The sequence below is a fragment of the Micromonospora sp. NPDC004336 genome (genome assembly GCF_053602615.1).
This window is the reverse complement of sequence record NZ_JBSGDY010000035.1, coordinates 1-13,794: the sequence shown is the minus strand read 5'-3', so window position 1 is coordinate 13,794 and position 13,794 is coordinate 1. Positions and strand designations below refer to the sequence as shown.

General features: G+C 71.6%; 11 protein-coding genes and 1 pseudogene. 6 read left to right on the top strand and 6 right to left on the bottom strand.

What is annotated here, in order from left to right:
* Window positions 1-83 precede the first annotated feature (83 nt).
* Window positions 84-1,067: a DUF5937 family protein gene (locus tag ACWENR_RS10580; protein WP_452276762.1), complete on the bottom strand. Its 984-nt coding sequence runs from the start codon at window positions 1,065-1,067 to the stop codon at window positions 84-86.
* A 66-nt stretch (window positions 1,068-1,133) separates the two neighbouring features.
* Here ACWENR_RS10580 and ACWENR_RS10575 point away from each other — a divergent pair, with 66 nt between their 5' ends.
* The 5 genes from ACWENR_RS10575 to ACWENR_RS10555 all read left to right on the top strand — a co-directional run bounded on the left by ACWENR_RS10575 (window position 1,134) and on the right by ACWENR_RS10555 (window position 8,180).
* A complete protein-coding gene (locus ACWENR_RS10575) occupies window positions 1,134-2,360 on the top strand; it encodes an MFS transporter (protein WP_452276761.1) in 1,227 nt (408 codons plus the stop codon).
* 254 nt (window positions 2,361-2,614) lie between these two features.
* On the top strand, window positions 2,615-4,546 hold the full coding sequence (locus ACWENR_RS10570) for a potassium transporter Kup (RefSeq protein ID WP_452276760.1): 1,932 nt from the start codon (window positions 2,615-2,617) through the stop codon (window positions 4,544-4,546).
* 572 nt (window positions 4,547-5,118) lie between these two features.
* A complete protein-coding gene (locus ACWENR_RS10565) occupies window positions 5,119-6,330 on the top strand; it encodes a quaternary amine ABC transporter ATP-binding protein (RefSeq protein WP_452276792.1) in 1,212 nt (403 codons plus the stop codon).
* Window positions 6,327-7,220 carry an ABC transporter permease gene (locus tag ACWENR_RS10560; RefSeq protein ID WP_452276759.1) on the top strand — a complete coding sequence of 298 codons (894 nt, stop codon included), beginning with the start codon at window positions 6,327-6,329 and terminating at the stop codon, window positions 7,218-7,220. The genes ACWENR_RS10565 and ACWENR_RS10560 overlap by 4 nt, the downstream gene beginning before the upstream one ends.
* 108 nt (window positions 7,221-7,328) lie before the next feature.
* Entirely contained in the window at window positions 7,329-8,180 is an 852-nt protein-coding gene (locus ACWENR_RS10555) for a glycine betaine ABC transporter substrate-binding protein (protein WP_452276791.1), read from the top strand.
* A gap of 108 nt (window positions 8,181-8,288) precedes the next feature.
* Here the strand turns inward: ACWENR_RS10555 and ACWENR_RS10550 are convergent, their stop codons facing one another.
* The 4 genes and pseudogenes from ACWENR_RS10550 to ACWENR_RS10535 all read right to left on the bottom strand — a co-directional run bounded on the left by ACWENR_RS10550 (window position 8,289) and on the right by ACWENR_RS10535 (window position 11,785).
* Window positions 8,289-9,182, bottom strand: coding sequence for an RNA polymerase sigma-70 factor (locus tag ACWENR_RS10550; protein WP_452276758.1), 894 nt, complete (start codon window positions 9,180-9,182; stop codon window positions 8,289-8,291).
* Between the two features lie 277 nt (window positions 9,183-9,459).
* Window positions 9,460-9,681: pseudogene (locus tag ACWENR_RS10545) on the bottom strand (DoxX family protein); the annotation flags it as partial.
* A gap of 129 nt (window positions 9,682-9,810) precedes the next feature.
* Complete coding sequence (locus ACWENR_RS10540; protein ID WP_452276757.1) at window positions 9,811-10,992, bottom strand: NAD(P)/FAD-dependent oxidoreductase; 1,182 nt, start codon at window positions 10,990-10,992, stop codon at window positions 9,811-9,813.
* A 337-nt stretch (window positions 10,993-11,329) separates the two neighbouring features.
* A complete protein-coding gene (locus ACWENR_RS10535) occupies window positions 11,330-11,785 on the bottom strand; it encodes a MerR family transcriptional regulator (RefSeq protein ID WP_452276756.1) in 456 nt (151 codons plus the stop codon).
* Window positions 11,786-11,901: 116 nt separating this feature from the next.
* On the opposite strand from ACWENR_RS10535, the gene ACWENR_RS10530 reads away from it, so the two are divergent.
* Window positions 11,902-12,951 carry an aldo/keto reductase gene (locus ACWENR_RS10530; protein WP_452276755.1) on the top strand — a complete coding sequence of 350 codons (1,050 nt, stop codon included), beginning with the start codon at window positions 11,902-11,904 and terminating at the stop codon, window positions 12,949-12,951.
* Between the two features lie 161 nt (window positions 12,952-13,112).
* Here ACWENR_RS10530 and ACWENR_RS10525 read toward each other — a convergent pair whose 3' ends face one another.
* A complete protein-coding gene (locus ACWENR_RS10525) occupies window positions 13,113-13,493 on the bottom strand; it encodes a YccF domain-containing protein (protein WP_452276754.1) in 381 nt (126 codons plus the stop codon).
* Between the last annotated feature and the right edge of the window lie 301 nt (window positions 13,494-13,794).

The window sequence follows — 13,794 nt, the reverse complement described above, 5'->3', positions numbered from 1 at the left end:
TGGAGTCTCCCGACGCCAGCCGGCCCGGGAGGTCTGCCGTAAGCCCGACGATGAGGGCGTCGGCGGCGTGTGGCGGTGGCGGCTCAGTCGGCGGCCAGCGCGTCGCCGAGGGCCGTGCGTCGGTAGAGGACCGAACGGCCGGAGCGTGCGCGGTCGAGTAGGCCGGCCTCGCGGAGCACGGCGAGGTGGTTGCCGACGGCGCCGATCGTCATGCCGAGCGTGTGGGCGAGCTGGCTGGTGCTGGCCGGGTCGGCGAGCGCCAGCAGCAGCCGGGCGCGGGACCGGCCGAGCAGCCGGGTCAGCGCCGCCGGCGGCGTGCGGTGCGCGTGCGGTTCGAGCAGCGCGGCGATGCCCCGGGCCGGATAGATCAGCGTACGCGGCCACGCCTCGTCGACGTGCGCGGCGATCCGTGGCCAGACGAACACGGCTGGCACGAGCAGCAGGCCGGCGCCGCCGAGCCGCACGGTGTGCTCCTCGTCGCGCAGGACCTCGACGGCCCCGTCCCGCCAGCGTACCGACGGGTGCAGGCCGCTGAGCGCGGCCGCCCAGCCGTGCCGGCCCAGTTCGCCGGCCCGGTGCGCGACGTCCCTCTCGCAGATCATCCGAAGCTGGAGCCAGTCGGCGGCGAGCAGCTCGTGCCACGCCCGCTCCAGCGTGTCGGCGATGCGGCCGACGACGCCGCGCCCGTCGAGCATTTGCCGCGTCCGGCGCCCGGTCGCCGGCCGCATGCCCAGGCAGTGGCTGATCTCCCGGCGGGCGTCGTCCGGTGGGGTGGCGCGCAGCGCGGCCAGGTCGTCGTCGATGGTCTGCGCCAGCCCTCGGGTCGGTGGCTGGACCACGAAGTCGGCGCCGTGCCGCGACGTCGACAGCGCGAGGACAGCGTCGACGGCGGTCTCGGCGCGCAGCCGCTCGAAGCGGGGCCGCAACCGGGCGAACCAGGCCGCGGGCAGCCGGCGGCTCGGGTGCTGCCGGCTGAGATCCTGGAGCAGGTTGTTCAGCTCGAAGATCGGCGACAGCGCGAACCGGCTGCGCAGCAGGTCGTCCGCCCCGGCGAGGAACCGGATCACCCGCCCGACGTTACAGCCCTGCGCGAAACATTCGCGTCTCGCGGACCGGCGTCCCAGGCTCGACCCGTGACCACGACCCGACCCGCCACCTTCCGCGAGGTGTTCGCCGAACCGCGCTTCCGGGCGCTGTTCCTCGCGCGGACGGTGTGGATGGCCGCCGGCACGATCCAGATCGCGACGCTGTCCGTGATGGTCTATCGCAACACGGGCTCGTCGCTGTTCGCCGCGCTCGCCTTCGGCGCGGGCTTCCTGCCACAGGTGTTCGGCGGCGTCTTCCTCGGGGCGGTCGCCGACGGGGTCCCGCCGCACCGGCTGATCCTCGGGGGATACCTGCTGGAGGCGGCGGTCGCCGCGACACTGGCCCTGGTGCAGCCGCCGGTGGCCGGGGCGCTGGCCCTGATCGCCGCCGTGGGCGTCGTCGCGCCCCTGTCCAACGGCGCGACCGGTCGGCTGATCGCCGACACGCTGACCGGCGACGCGTACGTGCTGGGCCGCACCGCGGTCAGCATGTCGTCGTCGGGCGCCCAACTCGTCGGGCTGGCGGCCGGCGGCCTGGTGGCGGGCGCGCTCGGAACCCAGCGGGCGTTCCTGGTCGCGTGCGCCGGACACCTGCTCGCCGCGCTCGTGTTCCGGCTGCGTCTCGCTCCGGCCGCGTCCCCGACGCCGCCGAGCGGCCGGCCCGTCCGGGACGGCTGGACGGGCGCCGGCCGACTGATCCGCGACCGGGCCGTGCGCCGGCTGCTGCTGGCGCAGTGGCTGCCGCCCGCCTTCTCCACCGGAAGCGAGGCCCTCCTGGTCCCGTACGCGTCCACGCGCGGCTGGCCGCCCGGTGCGGCGGGGCTGCTCCTGGCCGCCATCCCGCTCGGCATGCTGACCGGCGACGCGGTGATGAGCCGGCTGGTCCGTCCCGAGGCCCGCGAGCGGGCCGTGCCCCTGCTGATCGCGCTGCTCGGCGCGCCCCTCCCGGTCCTCGCTGCCCGGCCCCCGCTGCCGCTCGCACTGGCGTTGCTGGCGACCGCCGGCTTCGGCCTCGCCTATCTGGTGGGCCTGCAGCGCCCGTTCCTCGACGCGGTGCCGCCTGACGCCCGCGGACAGGCGTTCACGGTGCTGTCCACCGGCATGATGACGCTCCAGGGCATCGGCCCGCTGGTCATGGGTCTCGTCGCCGAGGCGCTCGGCCCGGCTCCGGCGATCGCCCTGGCCGGCGCGGCGATCGTGCTCCTCGCCCTGACCCTGCGGGCCACCGCGCCACGCCACCGTCCCCCGCCGGCGGCCGTCCGGAATCCGCACTGATCCGGGCGGACGCCTCTGCGTTGCCCGGCACGCTGCCGTCGACCGGAACGGACACCGCGCCGGTGTCTCGTGTCGCACTCGCGTGGGTGAATACCGGCGGACCGGCGCGGTACGGCCGGACGGGCGACTAGCCTCGTGGCGTTGTCGACCGATGCGCCCAGCCGCGCCAGGGTGCCGTGCGGCATCCGCTGCGTCAGCGCCCCGGTCCGAGGGTCGCGGTCGCTTCCCGGACGGTGCCGGTGGAGGAGGCTCGGGTGCCTGACGTCGTGTCGGCCCGGCGGTCCACGGGTGGGCCCGACGTCGTCCGTGCCGCGCTCGTCGTCGCGGCGCTCGGGATCGTGTTCGGCGACATCGGCACCAGCCCGATCTACACGATGCAGACGGCGTTCAACCCGGCCGACCCGCATCCGGTGCCGATCAGCCGGGAGAACGTGTTCGGCGTCGTCTCGCTGATCTTCTGGTCCGTCATGATGATCGTCACGCTCACCTACGTCACGCTGGCGATGCGGATGGGCAACGAGGGTGAGGGCGGCATCATGGCGCTGATCACCCTGCTGCGTCGCCGCGGCACGGGCAGCGCCGGACGGATCGGTGCGGCGTTGGCGACGGCGGGCGTCTTCGGCGCCGCGCTGTTCTTCGGTGACGGCATGATCACCCCCGCGATCTCCGTGCTGTCCGCGGTGGAAGGACTCAAGGTCATCGAGCCGGCTACGGAGACCCTCGTCGTTCCGATCACCGTACTGATCATCCTGTTGCTGTTCGCACTGCAACGCCGCGGCACCGCCACCGTCGGGCGCCTCTTCGGACCGGTGATGATCGCGTGGTTCGCGGCCATCGGCCTGTGCGGCGCGGCCGGCATCGCCCGACAGCCGGCGATCCTCGCCGCACTGTCACCCACCCACGCGGTCGGCTTCCTCGCCGGGCGTTTCCACATCGCCTTCTTCGCCCTGGCCGCCGTCGTGCTCTCCGTCACCGGCGCCGAGGCCCTGTACGCGGACATGGGCCACTTCGGCCGACGGGTCATCACCCGCGGCTGGCTGCTGCTGGTGCTGCCCGCCTGCACGCTCAGCTACTTCGGCCAGGGCGCGCTGATCCTCGCCGACCCGCGCGCGGTGAGGAGTCCGTTCTTCCTGCTCGCGCCCGACTGGGCTCGGCTGCCGATGGTCGTGTTGGCCACCGCGGCCACGGTCATCGCCTCCCAGGCGGTGATCACCGGCGCCTACTCGGTGGCAGCACAGGCCGCCCGGCTCGGCTACCTGCCGCGCCTGCGCATCGCGCACACCTCGGCGTCGACCATCGGCCAGATCTACGTGCCGTCGGTCAACTGGCTGCTGATGTTCGCCGTCCTCACCCTGGTGCTCACCTTCGGCAGCTCGACAGCCCTGGCGTACGCCTTCGGGATGGCCGTCATCACCACCATCACGATCACCACCCTGCTCTTCTTCCACCTCGCCCGGGTGCGCTGGCGCGCTCCGCTCTGGCTGGTCGCGCCCGGCGCCGGCATCCTGCTGACCGTCGATCTGTTGTTCCTGTCGGCGAATCTCACCAAGGTCGTACACGGAGCGTGGCTGCCGCTGCTCATCGGCCTGGCGGCCTTCACCGTGATGAGCACCTGGCAGCGAGGGCGGGAGGTGGTGTCCCGGGAACGCGAACGCCGCGAGGGGCCCCTGCGCGCCTTCGTCGACGACCTGCACCAGGGCCGGTTCCCGCACACCCGCGTACCCGGCACGTCCGTGTTCCTCAGCCGCAGCCAGGAGACGGTGCCGCTGGCGATGCGCGCCAACGTGCGGCACAACCACGTGCTGCACCGGCATGTCGTGATCCTGTCGGTGCAGACGGTGCCCGTCCCGCAGGTCTCCCCCGCGCACCGGATCCGGATCGACGACCTGGGCTACGCCGAGGACGGGATCGTCCACGTCACCGCCCGATTCGGCTACCTCCAGACGCCGAACGTGCCCGAGGCGCTGCAGTCGCTCCGGACCAACCAGACCGAGGGTCCGCTGCGGATGGCGGAAGCCTCCTATTTCCTGTCCCCTGTCGACGTGGTCGCCGGGCGCGCGCCGACGATGGCGCGCTGGCGCAAGCGGCTGTTCGTCGCCTCGTCCCACCTCGCCGGCGACGCGGCCGGACACTACGCCCTGCCCCGGGACCGCACTGTCACGATCGGCTCCCAGATCGAGGTGTGAGGACCGGAGTTCTGGGCGGCGAGGCACCCGCAACCGGTCCGCCGCTCCATGCTCGGCAGTTCCGGCGGGCACCGGATTGGATTTGCCGACCACGCGCCCCCCGTTTCCCCTGAGCGCTCTCCGGAATATGACGATCGCGTGACAGAACCTCACGATCTCATGACGTTTCTCGATCGCGGTCGTCATATTCGCAGGATCGGCCACAACGGACCTATCCGCCAGCGGGGCCAGCGAAGGCCAGGACAAATGACTCACTATGACTCGAATCCGCCCCGCCCACAGGCGATGAACGCGTATCCGCACGCCCGATTTCGAGGCCGCCGGCGCGCGGAACTCTGTGGTTAATTCCACAGTTCCTCGGGTTGCGACTGGATTCCCGCCGATGGCATCGGTAGGTTCTCGGGCCGGCCCCTGGGGTCCGATGAATGTGACCGATATTGATATCGACGGACGAGACACGAAGATGTGACCACCGGCGCGATCCGCCAGCGGTCGTTATCGGAGAGGGGATCGTGCCCGCACTCAGAGTGAAGTCGCTCTACAAGATATTCGGCAGCCGCACCGACGAGGCGATGCGACGCCTCGCCTCCGGCGCGCCCCGCGCCGAGGCGCTGGCCGGGCTGCCGGCCACCGCCGCCGTGATCGACGCGAACTTCGAGGTACGCCCCGGCGAGATCTTCGTCGTGATGGGCCTGTCCGGCTCCGGCAAGTCGACCCTCATCCGCATGCTCAACGGCCTGCTGCGTCCCACCACGGGCAGCGTGCAGGTCGACGGCGTCGAGCTGACCACGCTGAAGCCCGCGGCGCTGCGCAAGCTGCGGCGGGAGAAGATCAGCATGGTCTTCCAGCACTTCGCGCTCATGCCGCACCGGACGGTGCGGGAGAACGCCGGCTACGCCCTCGAGGTCGCCCGCCTGCCGAAGGCCGAGCGGCGCGAGCGCGCCCTGGAGGCGCTACGCATGGTCGGGCTCGAGGAGTGGGCGGACAGACTCCCCCGCGACCTGTCCGGCGGCATGCGCCAGCGGGTCGGGCTGGCCCGAGCGCTCGCAGCCGGTACCGACATCCTGCTGATGGACGAGGCGTTCTCCGCGTTGGACCCGCTCATCCGCCGGGAGATCCAGGACCAGCTCCTCGAACTCCAGGCCGAGCTGGGCAAGACCATCATCTTCATCACCCACGACCTCAACGAGGCCATGCGGCTCGGCGACCGGATCGCGGTGATGCGGGACGGCCGAATCGTCCAGATCGGCACGGCCGAGGAGATCCTGACCGACCCGGCCAACGACTACGTCGCGCAGTTCGTCGCCGACGTCGACCGGACCCGGATCCTGACCGCCGCGTCGGTGATGGAGAAGCCGCACCAGGTCCTGGACGTCAGCGCCGGTCCCCGGGTGGCCGCCAAGGCGCTGCGCGAGAGCCAGACCTCGGTGATCTACGTGACCGGGCCGATGAAGAGGTTCCTCGGCACCGTCACCGAGGACGAGGTGCTTCGGGCGCTACGCGAGGGCCGGCAGCGCCTCGACGGGTACGTGTCGACCGAACGGGTCCGCACGGTGACCATGGACACGGCGGTGGCCGACCTTTTCAGCGACTGTGCGGAGAGCCAGCACCCGGTCGCCGTCCTCGACGACCGGGGGCGGCTGGCCGGGGTGATCCCCCGGATCACCCTGCTCAGTGCTCTGGCCAGCGCGAGCGCGGAGGGTGGGTCCACACCGGCGGCCCCGGCGGGCCGGCCGACGCGCTCCGAGGTCGAACTGGTCGCCACGAAGGGAGAGCCGGCATGAGCGCGACGCGGTCCTCGCTCGACGACTGGCTGCCCCGGGTTCCGCTCGGCACCTGGACCGAGGCCGCCGTCGACTGGGCCACCCGCACCCTGGGCCCGGTCTTCGACGCGGTCGCGGCCGTGGTCGAGGCCCTCGTCCGCCCGCTGGAGGAGCTGCTCACCGGCCTGCCGGCGGTGGCGGTCGTGCTGGTCCTCGCCGCGCTCGGCTGGTGGCTGCGCGGCTGGAGGTTCGGGCTCGGCAGCGCCGTCGGCCTCGGCCTGGTGGCCGGGATGCCGTACTGGGAGGAGACCATGAGCACGCTCGCGCAGGTGCTCGTGGCCAGCGTGCTCGCCCTGGTGCTGGCGATCCCGCTCGGGGTCTTCATCGCGGAGAACCGGCGGGCCTCGGCCGTGGCCCGGCCGGTGCTGGACCTCATGCAGACGCTGCCGGCGTTCGTCTACCTGATCCCCGCGATCTTCTTCTTCGGCATCGGCACCGTGCCCGGCGTGCTGGCCACGCTGGTGTTCAGCATGCCGCCAGGGGTACGCCTGACCGAGCTCGGCCTGCGCCAGGTGGACGGGGAGATCGTCCAGGCCGCGGAGTCGTTCGGGGCCCCGCCCTGGATGGTGCTGCTGCGCACCAAGCTCCCCCTGGCCCTGCCGACGATCATGACCGGCGTCAATCAGGTGATCATGCTGGCGCTGTCCATGGTGGTCATCGCCGGCATGGTCGGTGCCGGCGGCCTCGGCGACGTGATCATGTTCGCCCTCTCCCAGGTCGAGGTGGGCAGCGGCTTCGAGGGCGGAATCGCCGTCGTCGTGCTCGCCGTGGTGCTCGACCGGCTCACCGACTCCGTGGGCGACCGCTTCCCGGCCGCGCGGGCGCAGCGCCTCGCGCGCCAGGCCGCCTGACCGTCCCCTCCGCCGGCGTCCCTCTGCCCGCGTACGCGGGCCGCCGGCTGCCCCGCAACAGGAAGGAAATCTGTGTTCAACACCGTGAAACGGGTCCTGGCCGTCGCGATGACCGCCACCCTGGCCCTGGCCGGTGCCACCGCGTGCGGCGAGAAGTCGGACGGCTCGTCCGGCGGCGGCAAGAAGATCACCATCGGCTACATGGCCTGGGACGAGGCGATCGCCGTCTCCCACCTGTGGCAGCACATCCTCGAGGAGAAGGGCTACCAGGTCCAGCTCAAGAACCTGGAGGCCGGTCTCGTCTACGGCGGTCTCGCGGGCGGCGACATCGACCTCTTCCTCGACGGCTGGCTTCCCCAGACCCACGCCTCCTATTTGGAGAAGTACGGCGACAAGCTGGAGAAGCTCGGCGTCTGGTACGAGGGCGCCAGCCTGAGCATCGCCGTGCCCAAGTACGTCGAGGGTGTCGAATCGCTGGCGGACCTGGCCGGCAGGGCCGACACGTTCGGTGGGGAGATCATCGGCATCGAGCCGGGCGCCGGCCTGACCAAGGCCACCCAGGAGAAGGTGCTGCCCGGGTACGGCCTGGACGGCACGATGAAGCTCAAGACCTCCTCCACGCCGGCCATGCTGGCCGCGCTCGACGGCGCGATCGCCGACAAGAAGCCGATCGTGGTGACCCTGTGGCACCCGCACTGGGCGTACGCCAAGTACGAGCTGAGGGACCTCGCCGACCCGAAGGGCGCCCTGGGCGCCGCCGAGCAGATCAACACGTTCGCCCGCAAGGGCTTCGGCAAGGACTTCCCCGAGGTCACGAAGATGCTGCAGCAGTTCAAGATGGACAGCCCGCAGCTTGCCTCGCTGGAGGACCTGATGTTCAACACCCACAAGGGTGACGAGAAGAAGGCCGTCGAGGAGTGGCTGAAGGCCAACCCCGACTACCTCAAGGCGCTCGCCTGACGGTAGGCCCGGCCCGTGGTCGGGGCCTGCCGCCGTCGGCGGGCCCGACCACGGGCTCCGCGCGTACGCTCACGCGGGCCCGTGGCCGCGGCTTTCCGGCACCGACGTTCACCGCAGCGTGAGCGGGGTCTCGGACTGCACGCGGGAGAGCTTCTCCGGGTTGCGGACGTAGTAGAGGCCGGTGATGCGGGCGTCCTCGACGCGGATCGCCATGATGCCGTCGATCTCGCCGTCCAGGCGTACGAGCAGCGCCGGGTTGCCGTTGACGACGGTGAGTTCAGCGGTGAGCGTGCCGTTCAGCTTGCCCAGGCTGCCGAGGAACATACGGCCCACCTTCTCCGCCCCGGTGATCGGGCGCAGGGCGGCCTGCTTGACGCCGCCGCCGTCGCCCGTCAGGACGACGTCAGGGGCGAGCACGTCGAGCAGACCCTGCAGGTCCCTGGTCTCGACCGCGCGCTGGAACGCTCCCAGGGCCGCCCGGGTCTCGCCCGGGGAGACCACCCGGCGGGGGCGGCGGGCGTCGACGTGTTGGCGGGCGCGGTGCGCGATCTGGTGGACGGCCCCCGGGCTCTTGTCGACGACGGCCGCGATCTCGTCGTAGCTGACGCCGAACACCTCGCGCAGCACGAAGACGGCGCGCTCGGTCGGCGACAGCGTCTCCAGGACGACCATGAGCGCCATCGACACGCTCTCGGCGAGCGCGACGTCCTCGACGACGTCCGGCGCGGTGAGCAGCGGCTCGGGCAGCCAGGGGCCCACGTACGCCTCCCTGCGGCGTTGCATGGCGCGCAGCCGGTTGAGCGACTGCCGGGTGGTGATGCGGATCAGGTAGGCGCGCTGGTCGCGCACGTGCTCCGCGTCGACCTTGATCCACCGCAGCCAGGTCTCCTGGAGGACGTCCTCGGCGTCGGCCGCCGAGCCGAGCATCTCGTAGGCGACGGTGAAGAGCAGGTTGCGGTGGGCGACGAAGGTCTCGGTCGCCCGGTCGGCGGTGTGGCTCATGTCTTGTTCCTTCTTCTTCGCGGACGGCCTGGTCGCCGATCGTTTCACCGCCGGGGGCGGCCCGTGCTCGGGATCTCCCGCGCCAGGACGGCGCCGCCCCGGCAGCGGCAGTTGCCGTCAGACGGTGAGCGGCTCGACGCCGAATCGGCCCCACGCGATGAAGGCGGCGAGCGCGACATAGCCCAGGTTCACCACCACCAGTCCGCACTGGCCGAGGCGCGTGGATGATCATCGCGCCGAGCATGAGCAGGACCCAGCAGACGGCGGTCAGCGGCACCATGAACGGTGCGATGCGCAGCACGGCGGGCAGGACCAGGCCGGCCGCGGCCAGGAGTTCGAGAACCCCGATGGCCTTGACGAAGCCGGCGCTGGCGTGTCCGGTCCACTCCGCGCCCTTGATCGCGGACAGCTTCTTCTTCGGTACGAGCGTCTTGGTGACGCCGCCGGTCAGGGAGACTGCCGCCAGCACTCCGGCGGCGATCCACAGAGCGAGGTTCATGCGATTCGTTCCTGCCTCGGGTAGGTGACTGCGGTGCCCCGGGACCGTCCGGATGGAGCCCCGACAGGACTCCCCCGTCGTTGGCGGCCGTTCGAGTCCGGATCGCCGACGATCGCCGCGGCCGTCCGTTCAGCGGGGCAGCGCCTCGCCACGGGTGGCCCGCAGCAACTCCTGGCGCTTGTCGTCCTTGACCCAGGTGAGCGAACCCGGCTTGCGTGCCTCGTCCGCCAGGTGCTTGACGGTGTGCCTGCAGACGAACTCCTTGAGTTTCGCGCCCGACCCGCCGCCGATGTACCACCCGGTCGCGGTGTCGTCCCTCGTGGCGAACTGGAAGATGCCGGCGCCGCGCCCCAGGCTGATGCACTGGCCGAAGAAGCCCAGGTTGATGGGCGTCGGCTGCTCGCCCGCGATCCGGGCCAGCACGGTGTCGGCGGCGTGCGCGCCGATCCTCGTAGCGGCCTGACAGCTCATCCGGAAGGGCAGGTCCGACGGAGCCGCCGAATCCCCGGCCGCCACGATGCGCGCGTCGTCCACGCTGGTCAACGTCTCGTCGGTGAGCAGGCGGCCAAGCGCGTCGGTACTCAGGCCACTGCGGCCGGCCAGGTCGGGCACCCCGAACCCGGCGGTCCAGATGGTCACCTGGCTCGGCAGGGTGCGCCCGCCGTCGAGGCGTACGGCGTCGCGGGTCACCGCCGTCACCCTCGTGCCGGAGCCGTCGAGCACGGTGACCCCGAGCTTGGCCAGCCGCCTGGCGACCGAGCGCCGGCCCCGCGCGTGCAGGTACGGGCCGAGCACCCCGCCGCAGACCAGGGTCACGGTACGGCCCGCCTCCGCCAGTTCGGCGGCGGTCTCGATGCCGGTCGGGCCGGCGCCGACCACCGTCACCGGGGCCGCCGCCGGCGCGGCGGCGAGGACCGGTCCCAGCCGTTGCGCCTCCTCCAGGGTGGTGATCGGGTAGGCGAACTGGGCCGCTCCGGGCACGCCCGGGTCGGCGCTGCCACTGCCCACCGCGTAGATCAGGTAGTCGTAGCCGACCGTGCCGCCGGCGGCCAGCGTCACGCCGCGCTCGGCCGCGTCGATCCGGGTCACCGCGTCGACCACCAGTCGGACGTCCTCGGCCAGGACCTCCCGATAGTCGACGACCGCGTCGTCCGACCCGCCCACCAACTGGTGCAGGCGGATCCGCTCGACGAACGCCCGACGCGGGTTGATCAACGTCACGGCCACGTTCTCGCGCCGCGTCAGGCGATTGGCCGCCATGACCCCGGCGTACCCGCCACCGATCACGACCACGTCGACTCTCCCAGTCATGGTGTCTCCTCCGTCTCCAGGGGTTCAGCCTCAAGACACCGCGCGCCCGATCCGTCTGACAGCATGTGAGGCAGACCACTCACAGTGCTGGCACGGTGGCGGAGGCAGGTGACGCTGGAGCGGTGGGCGTCGATGACGGTGGCGAGGAGCGTCCTCGGGTCGGGTTCCCGGGGCGGCTGGCGGCCTTCCTCCTGGGTGCCACGGGCGCGATGGGCTACACCTGACCAGCGAGCCGGCCGCGACGCCCCGGCACCGGGGTCGCCGCGACGGGACCGGAGCCTGTCGACGACACCGGCCGTCGGCCAGGCACCAGGTCCCCTTGAGTCGCGCCCGCGCGTCAGCCGACGCGGACCTCGGCCGGGTGCGGCGATGTCGCAGGGCTCGGGCCGTGACACTGGTGGTCGCCGGCGTTGTCGGGGTCGAGCAGGTCCTCGTACACACCGACCTTGAACCTGATCAGGTCCAGGCACTCGGTCAGCTTGCCGATCTGGGTGGTGACGTTCGCCTGGTGCTCGCGCATGAGCGCGAGTCGTTCCTCCTCGTTTCCGGCTCCCTGCCGGACGAGGTCGGCGTATCGGCGCAGCGCGGGCAGGGGCATGCCGGAGGCACGCAGGATGATGCAGACGGTGAGCCAGTCCACGTCGTCCTGGCCGTAGACGCGGCGCCCGCCGGGTCCGCGCCGCACCGGATTGACGAAGAGGCCCTCGTGCTCGTAGAAGCGCAGCGCGTGCACGCTCAGGCCGGTGCGTTCGGCGACCTGCCCGATGCTCAGCTTCGCGGTGACCTCAGCCATGGCGTTCACGGTAGCGGCTTGACCTAGAGCCGTCTCTAGCTCCTAGGGTTCCCCCTGCGATCGGCGCTTCTGTCGCTTCGCGCAATCACGACCGACCCAGTAAGGGACGCATCACCATGCGCTATCGCCCCCTCGGCAGGACCGGTATCGAAGTCAGCGCCTACTGCCTCGGGACCATGATGTTCCAGGATGGCGGCAACCCCGACCGCGACGACTGCGTCCGCATCATCCACGCCGCCCTCGATGCGGGAATCAACTTCGTCGACACCGCCGACATGTACGGCCAGGGCCAGTCCGAGGAGATCGTGGGAAAGGCGCTGCGCGGGCGTCGTGACGACGTCGTACTCGCCACGAAGGTGCACTTCCAGATGGGCGAGGGCCGCAACCGCAGCGGCAACTCACAGCGATGGATCCTCAAGGCGGTCGAGGACAGCCTCCGGCGGCTGGACACCGACTGGATCGACCTCTACCAGGTCCACCGCCCCGACCACACGACCGACGTCGAGGAGACGCTCTCGGTGCTCAGCGACCTCGTGCACCAGGGAAAGATCCGCGCCTTCGGCTGCTCGACGTTCCCCGCCGAGGAGATCGTGGAAGCGCAGCACGTCTCCGAGCGTCGCGGCCTCGGACGCTTCCGCACCGAGCAGCCGCCGTACTCGATCCTGGCCCGCGGAGTCGAGGCCTCGCTGCTGCCCGTCTGCCAGCGCTACGGAATGGGCGTGCTGGTCTGGAGCCCGCTGGCCTTCGGGTTCCTCACCGGCCGGTACCGGAAGAATCGACCCGTCGACCTGTCGACCGGCCGTCCCACCTTCCGGCCGGCACTGTTCGATCCCGAGAACGCGCAGAACGACGCCAAGCTCGACGCCGTCGAGAAGCTCGTCGAACTCGCGGAGGGCATCGGCTGCACCCTGCCGCAGCTCGCCATAGCCTTCACTGTGGCCCACCCCGCCGTCACCTCGGCGATCATCGGACCGCGGACCATGCCGCAGCTGGAGGATCTCCTCGAGGGCGCCGCACTCATCCTGGACGATGCGACCCTCGACCGGATCGACGAGATCGTGCCGCCGGGAACGAACCTGTACAACCCCAACGCCGCACTGCCCCCGCGCTCGCTGACCGACACCGCACTGCGCCGCCGCCCACTCACCGACCGCGCGGCCGCCTGAGCCGGGTGCGGCGGGCTGGATTTCCGACGCGAGGGAGACGAGGCGTTGCCCGTCTCCCTCGCGTCCCTTGCCGGACTCGGCCAACAACACGCCGCAGTTCTTCCCGGCAGCGGTGATGGAAAGCCCTCTGCGGCAGCGCTCGGCGGCTCGTCGCCGCCGTCCTACGGTGCGTCGACGACCTCGCGGCCGAGGGGCCAGAACGCGGCGGGGACGAGCTTGAAGTTGGCCACGCCGAACGGGATACCGATGATCGTGACGCAGAGCGCGATGCCGGCGAGGATGTGGGACAGGGCCAGCCACCAGCCGGCGAGCACCACCCACAGGACGTTGGCCAGCCCTGACGCGACCCCGGCGTCGGGCTTGGGCACGAGGGTGCGGCCGAAGGGCCACAGCGAGTAGACGGCCAGGCGCAGCGACGCGACGCCGAACGGGATCGTGACGACCAGGACGAAGCAGATCAGCGCGGCGAGGCCGTAGCCGGCGGCCAGCACGAGCCCCCCGCCGAAGACGAGCCACAGCACGTTGAGCGCAAACCGAATCATGTCTGCCAGCATGACCGGGCCGCGCCAGCCCCCGGCCGGCCGGCGAGGTGGCCACCTGCCGGTCGGCGTCCCGGACTCGAACACGCCTGGCGCAGATCCGGAGCTCCCTGCCCGCTGCTGGTAGAACCGCTGGAGGCGGCCCACGCGTCGCACCGGCTCGGTCTCGCCTGACTCAACCCGTTCCCGGTCGCCCCGGCACGGCTCGTGGAGTCGCCGCTACCGCGCCTCGGGTGTGGACCGACGGCGACGGATGCCCGCCACCCTCGTACGTCGAGCGGCCGGCACCGTTTCCGGTGCCGGC

Bases quoted from the DNA above. Each gene is read 5' to 3' on its own strand.
- ACWENR_RS10565 (WP_452276792.1), top strand. From the start codon at position 5,119: ATGCGACGCCTCGCCTCCGGCGCGCCCCGCGCCGAGGCGCTGGCCGGG.
- ACWENR_RS10560 (WP_452276759.1), top strand. From the start codon at position 6,327: ATGAGCGCGACGCGGTCCTCGCTCGACGACTGGCTGCCCCGGGTTCCG.
- ACWENR_RS10555 (WP_452276791.1), top strand. From the start codon at position 7,329: ATGACCGCCACCCTGGCCCTGGCCGGTGCCACCGCGTGCGGCGAGAAG.
- ACWENR_RS10550 (WP_452276758.1), bottom strand. From the start codon at position 9,182: ATGAGCCACACCGCCGACCGGGCGACCGAGACCTTCGTCGCCCACCGC.
- ACWENR_RS10540 (WP_452276757.1), bottom strand. From the start codon at position 10,992: ATGACTGGGAGAGTCGACGTGGTCGTGATCGGTGGCGGGTACGCCGGG.
- ACWENR_RS10535 (WP_452276756.1), bottom strand. From the start codon at position 11,785: ATGGCTGAGGTCACCGCGAAGCTGAGCATCGGGCAGGTCGCCGAACGC.
- ACWENR_RS10530 (WP_452276755.1), top strand. From the start codon at position 11,902: ATGCGCTATCGCCCCCTCGGCAGGACCGGTATCGAAGTCAGCGCCTAC.
- ACWENR_RS10525 (WP_452276754.1), bottom strand. From the start codon at position 13,493: ATGATTCGGTTTGCGCTCAACGTGCTGTGGCTCGTCTTCGGCGGGGGG.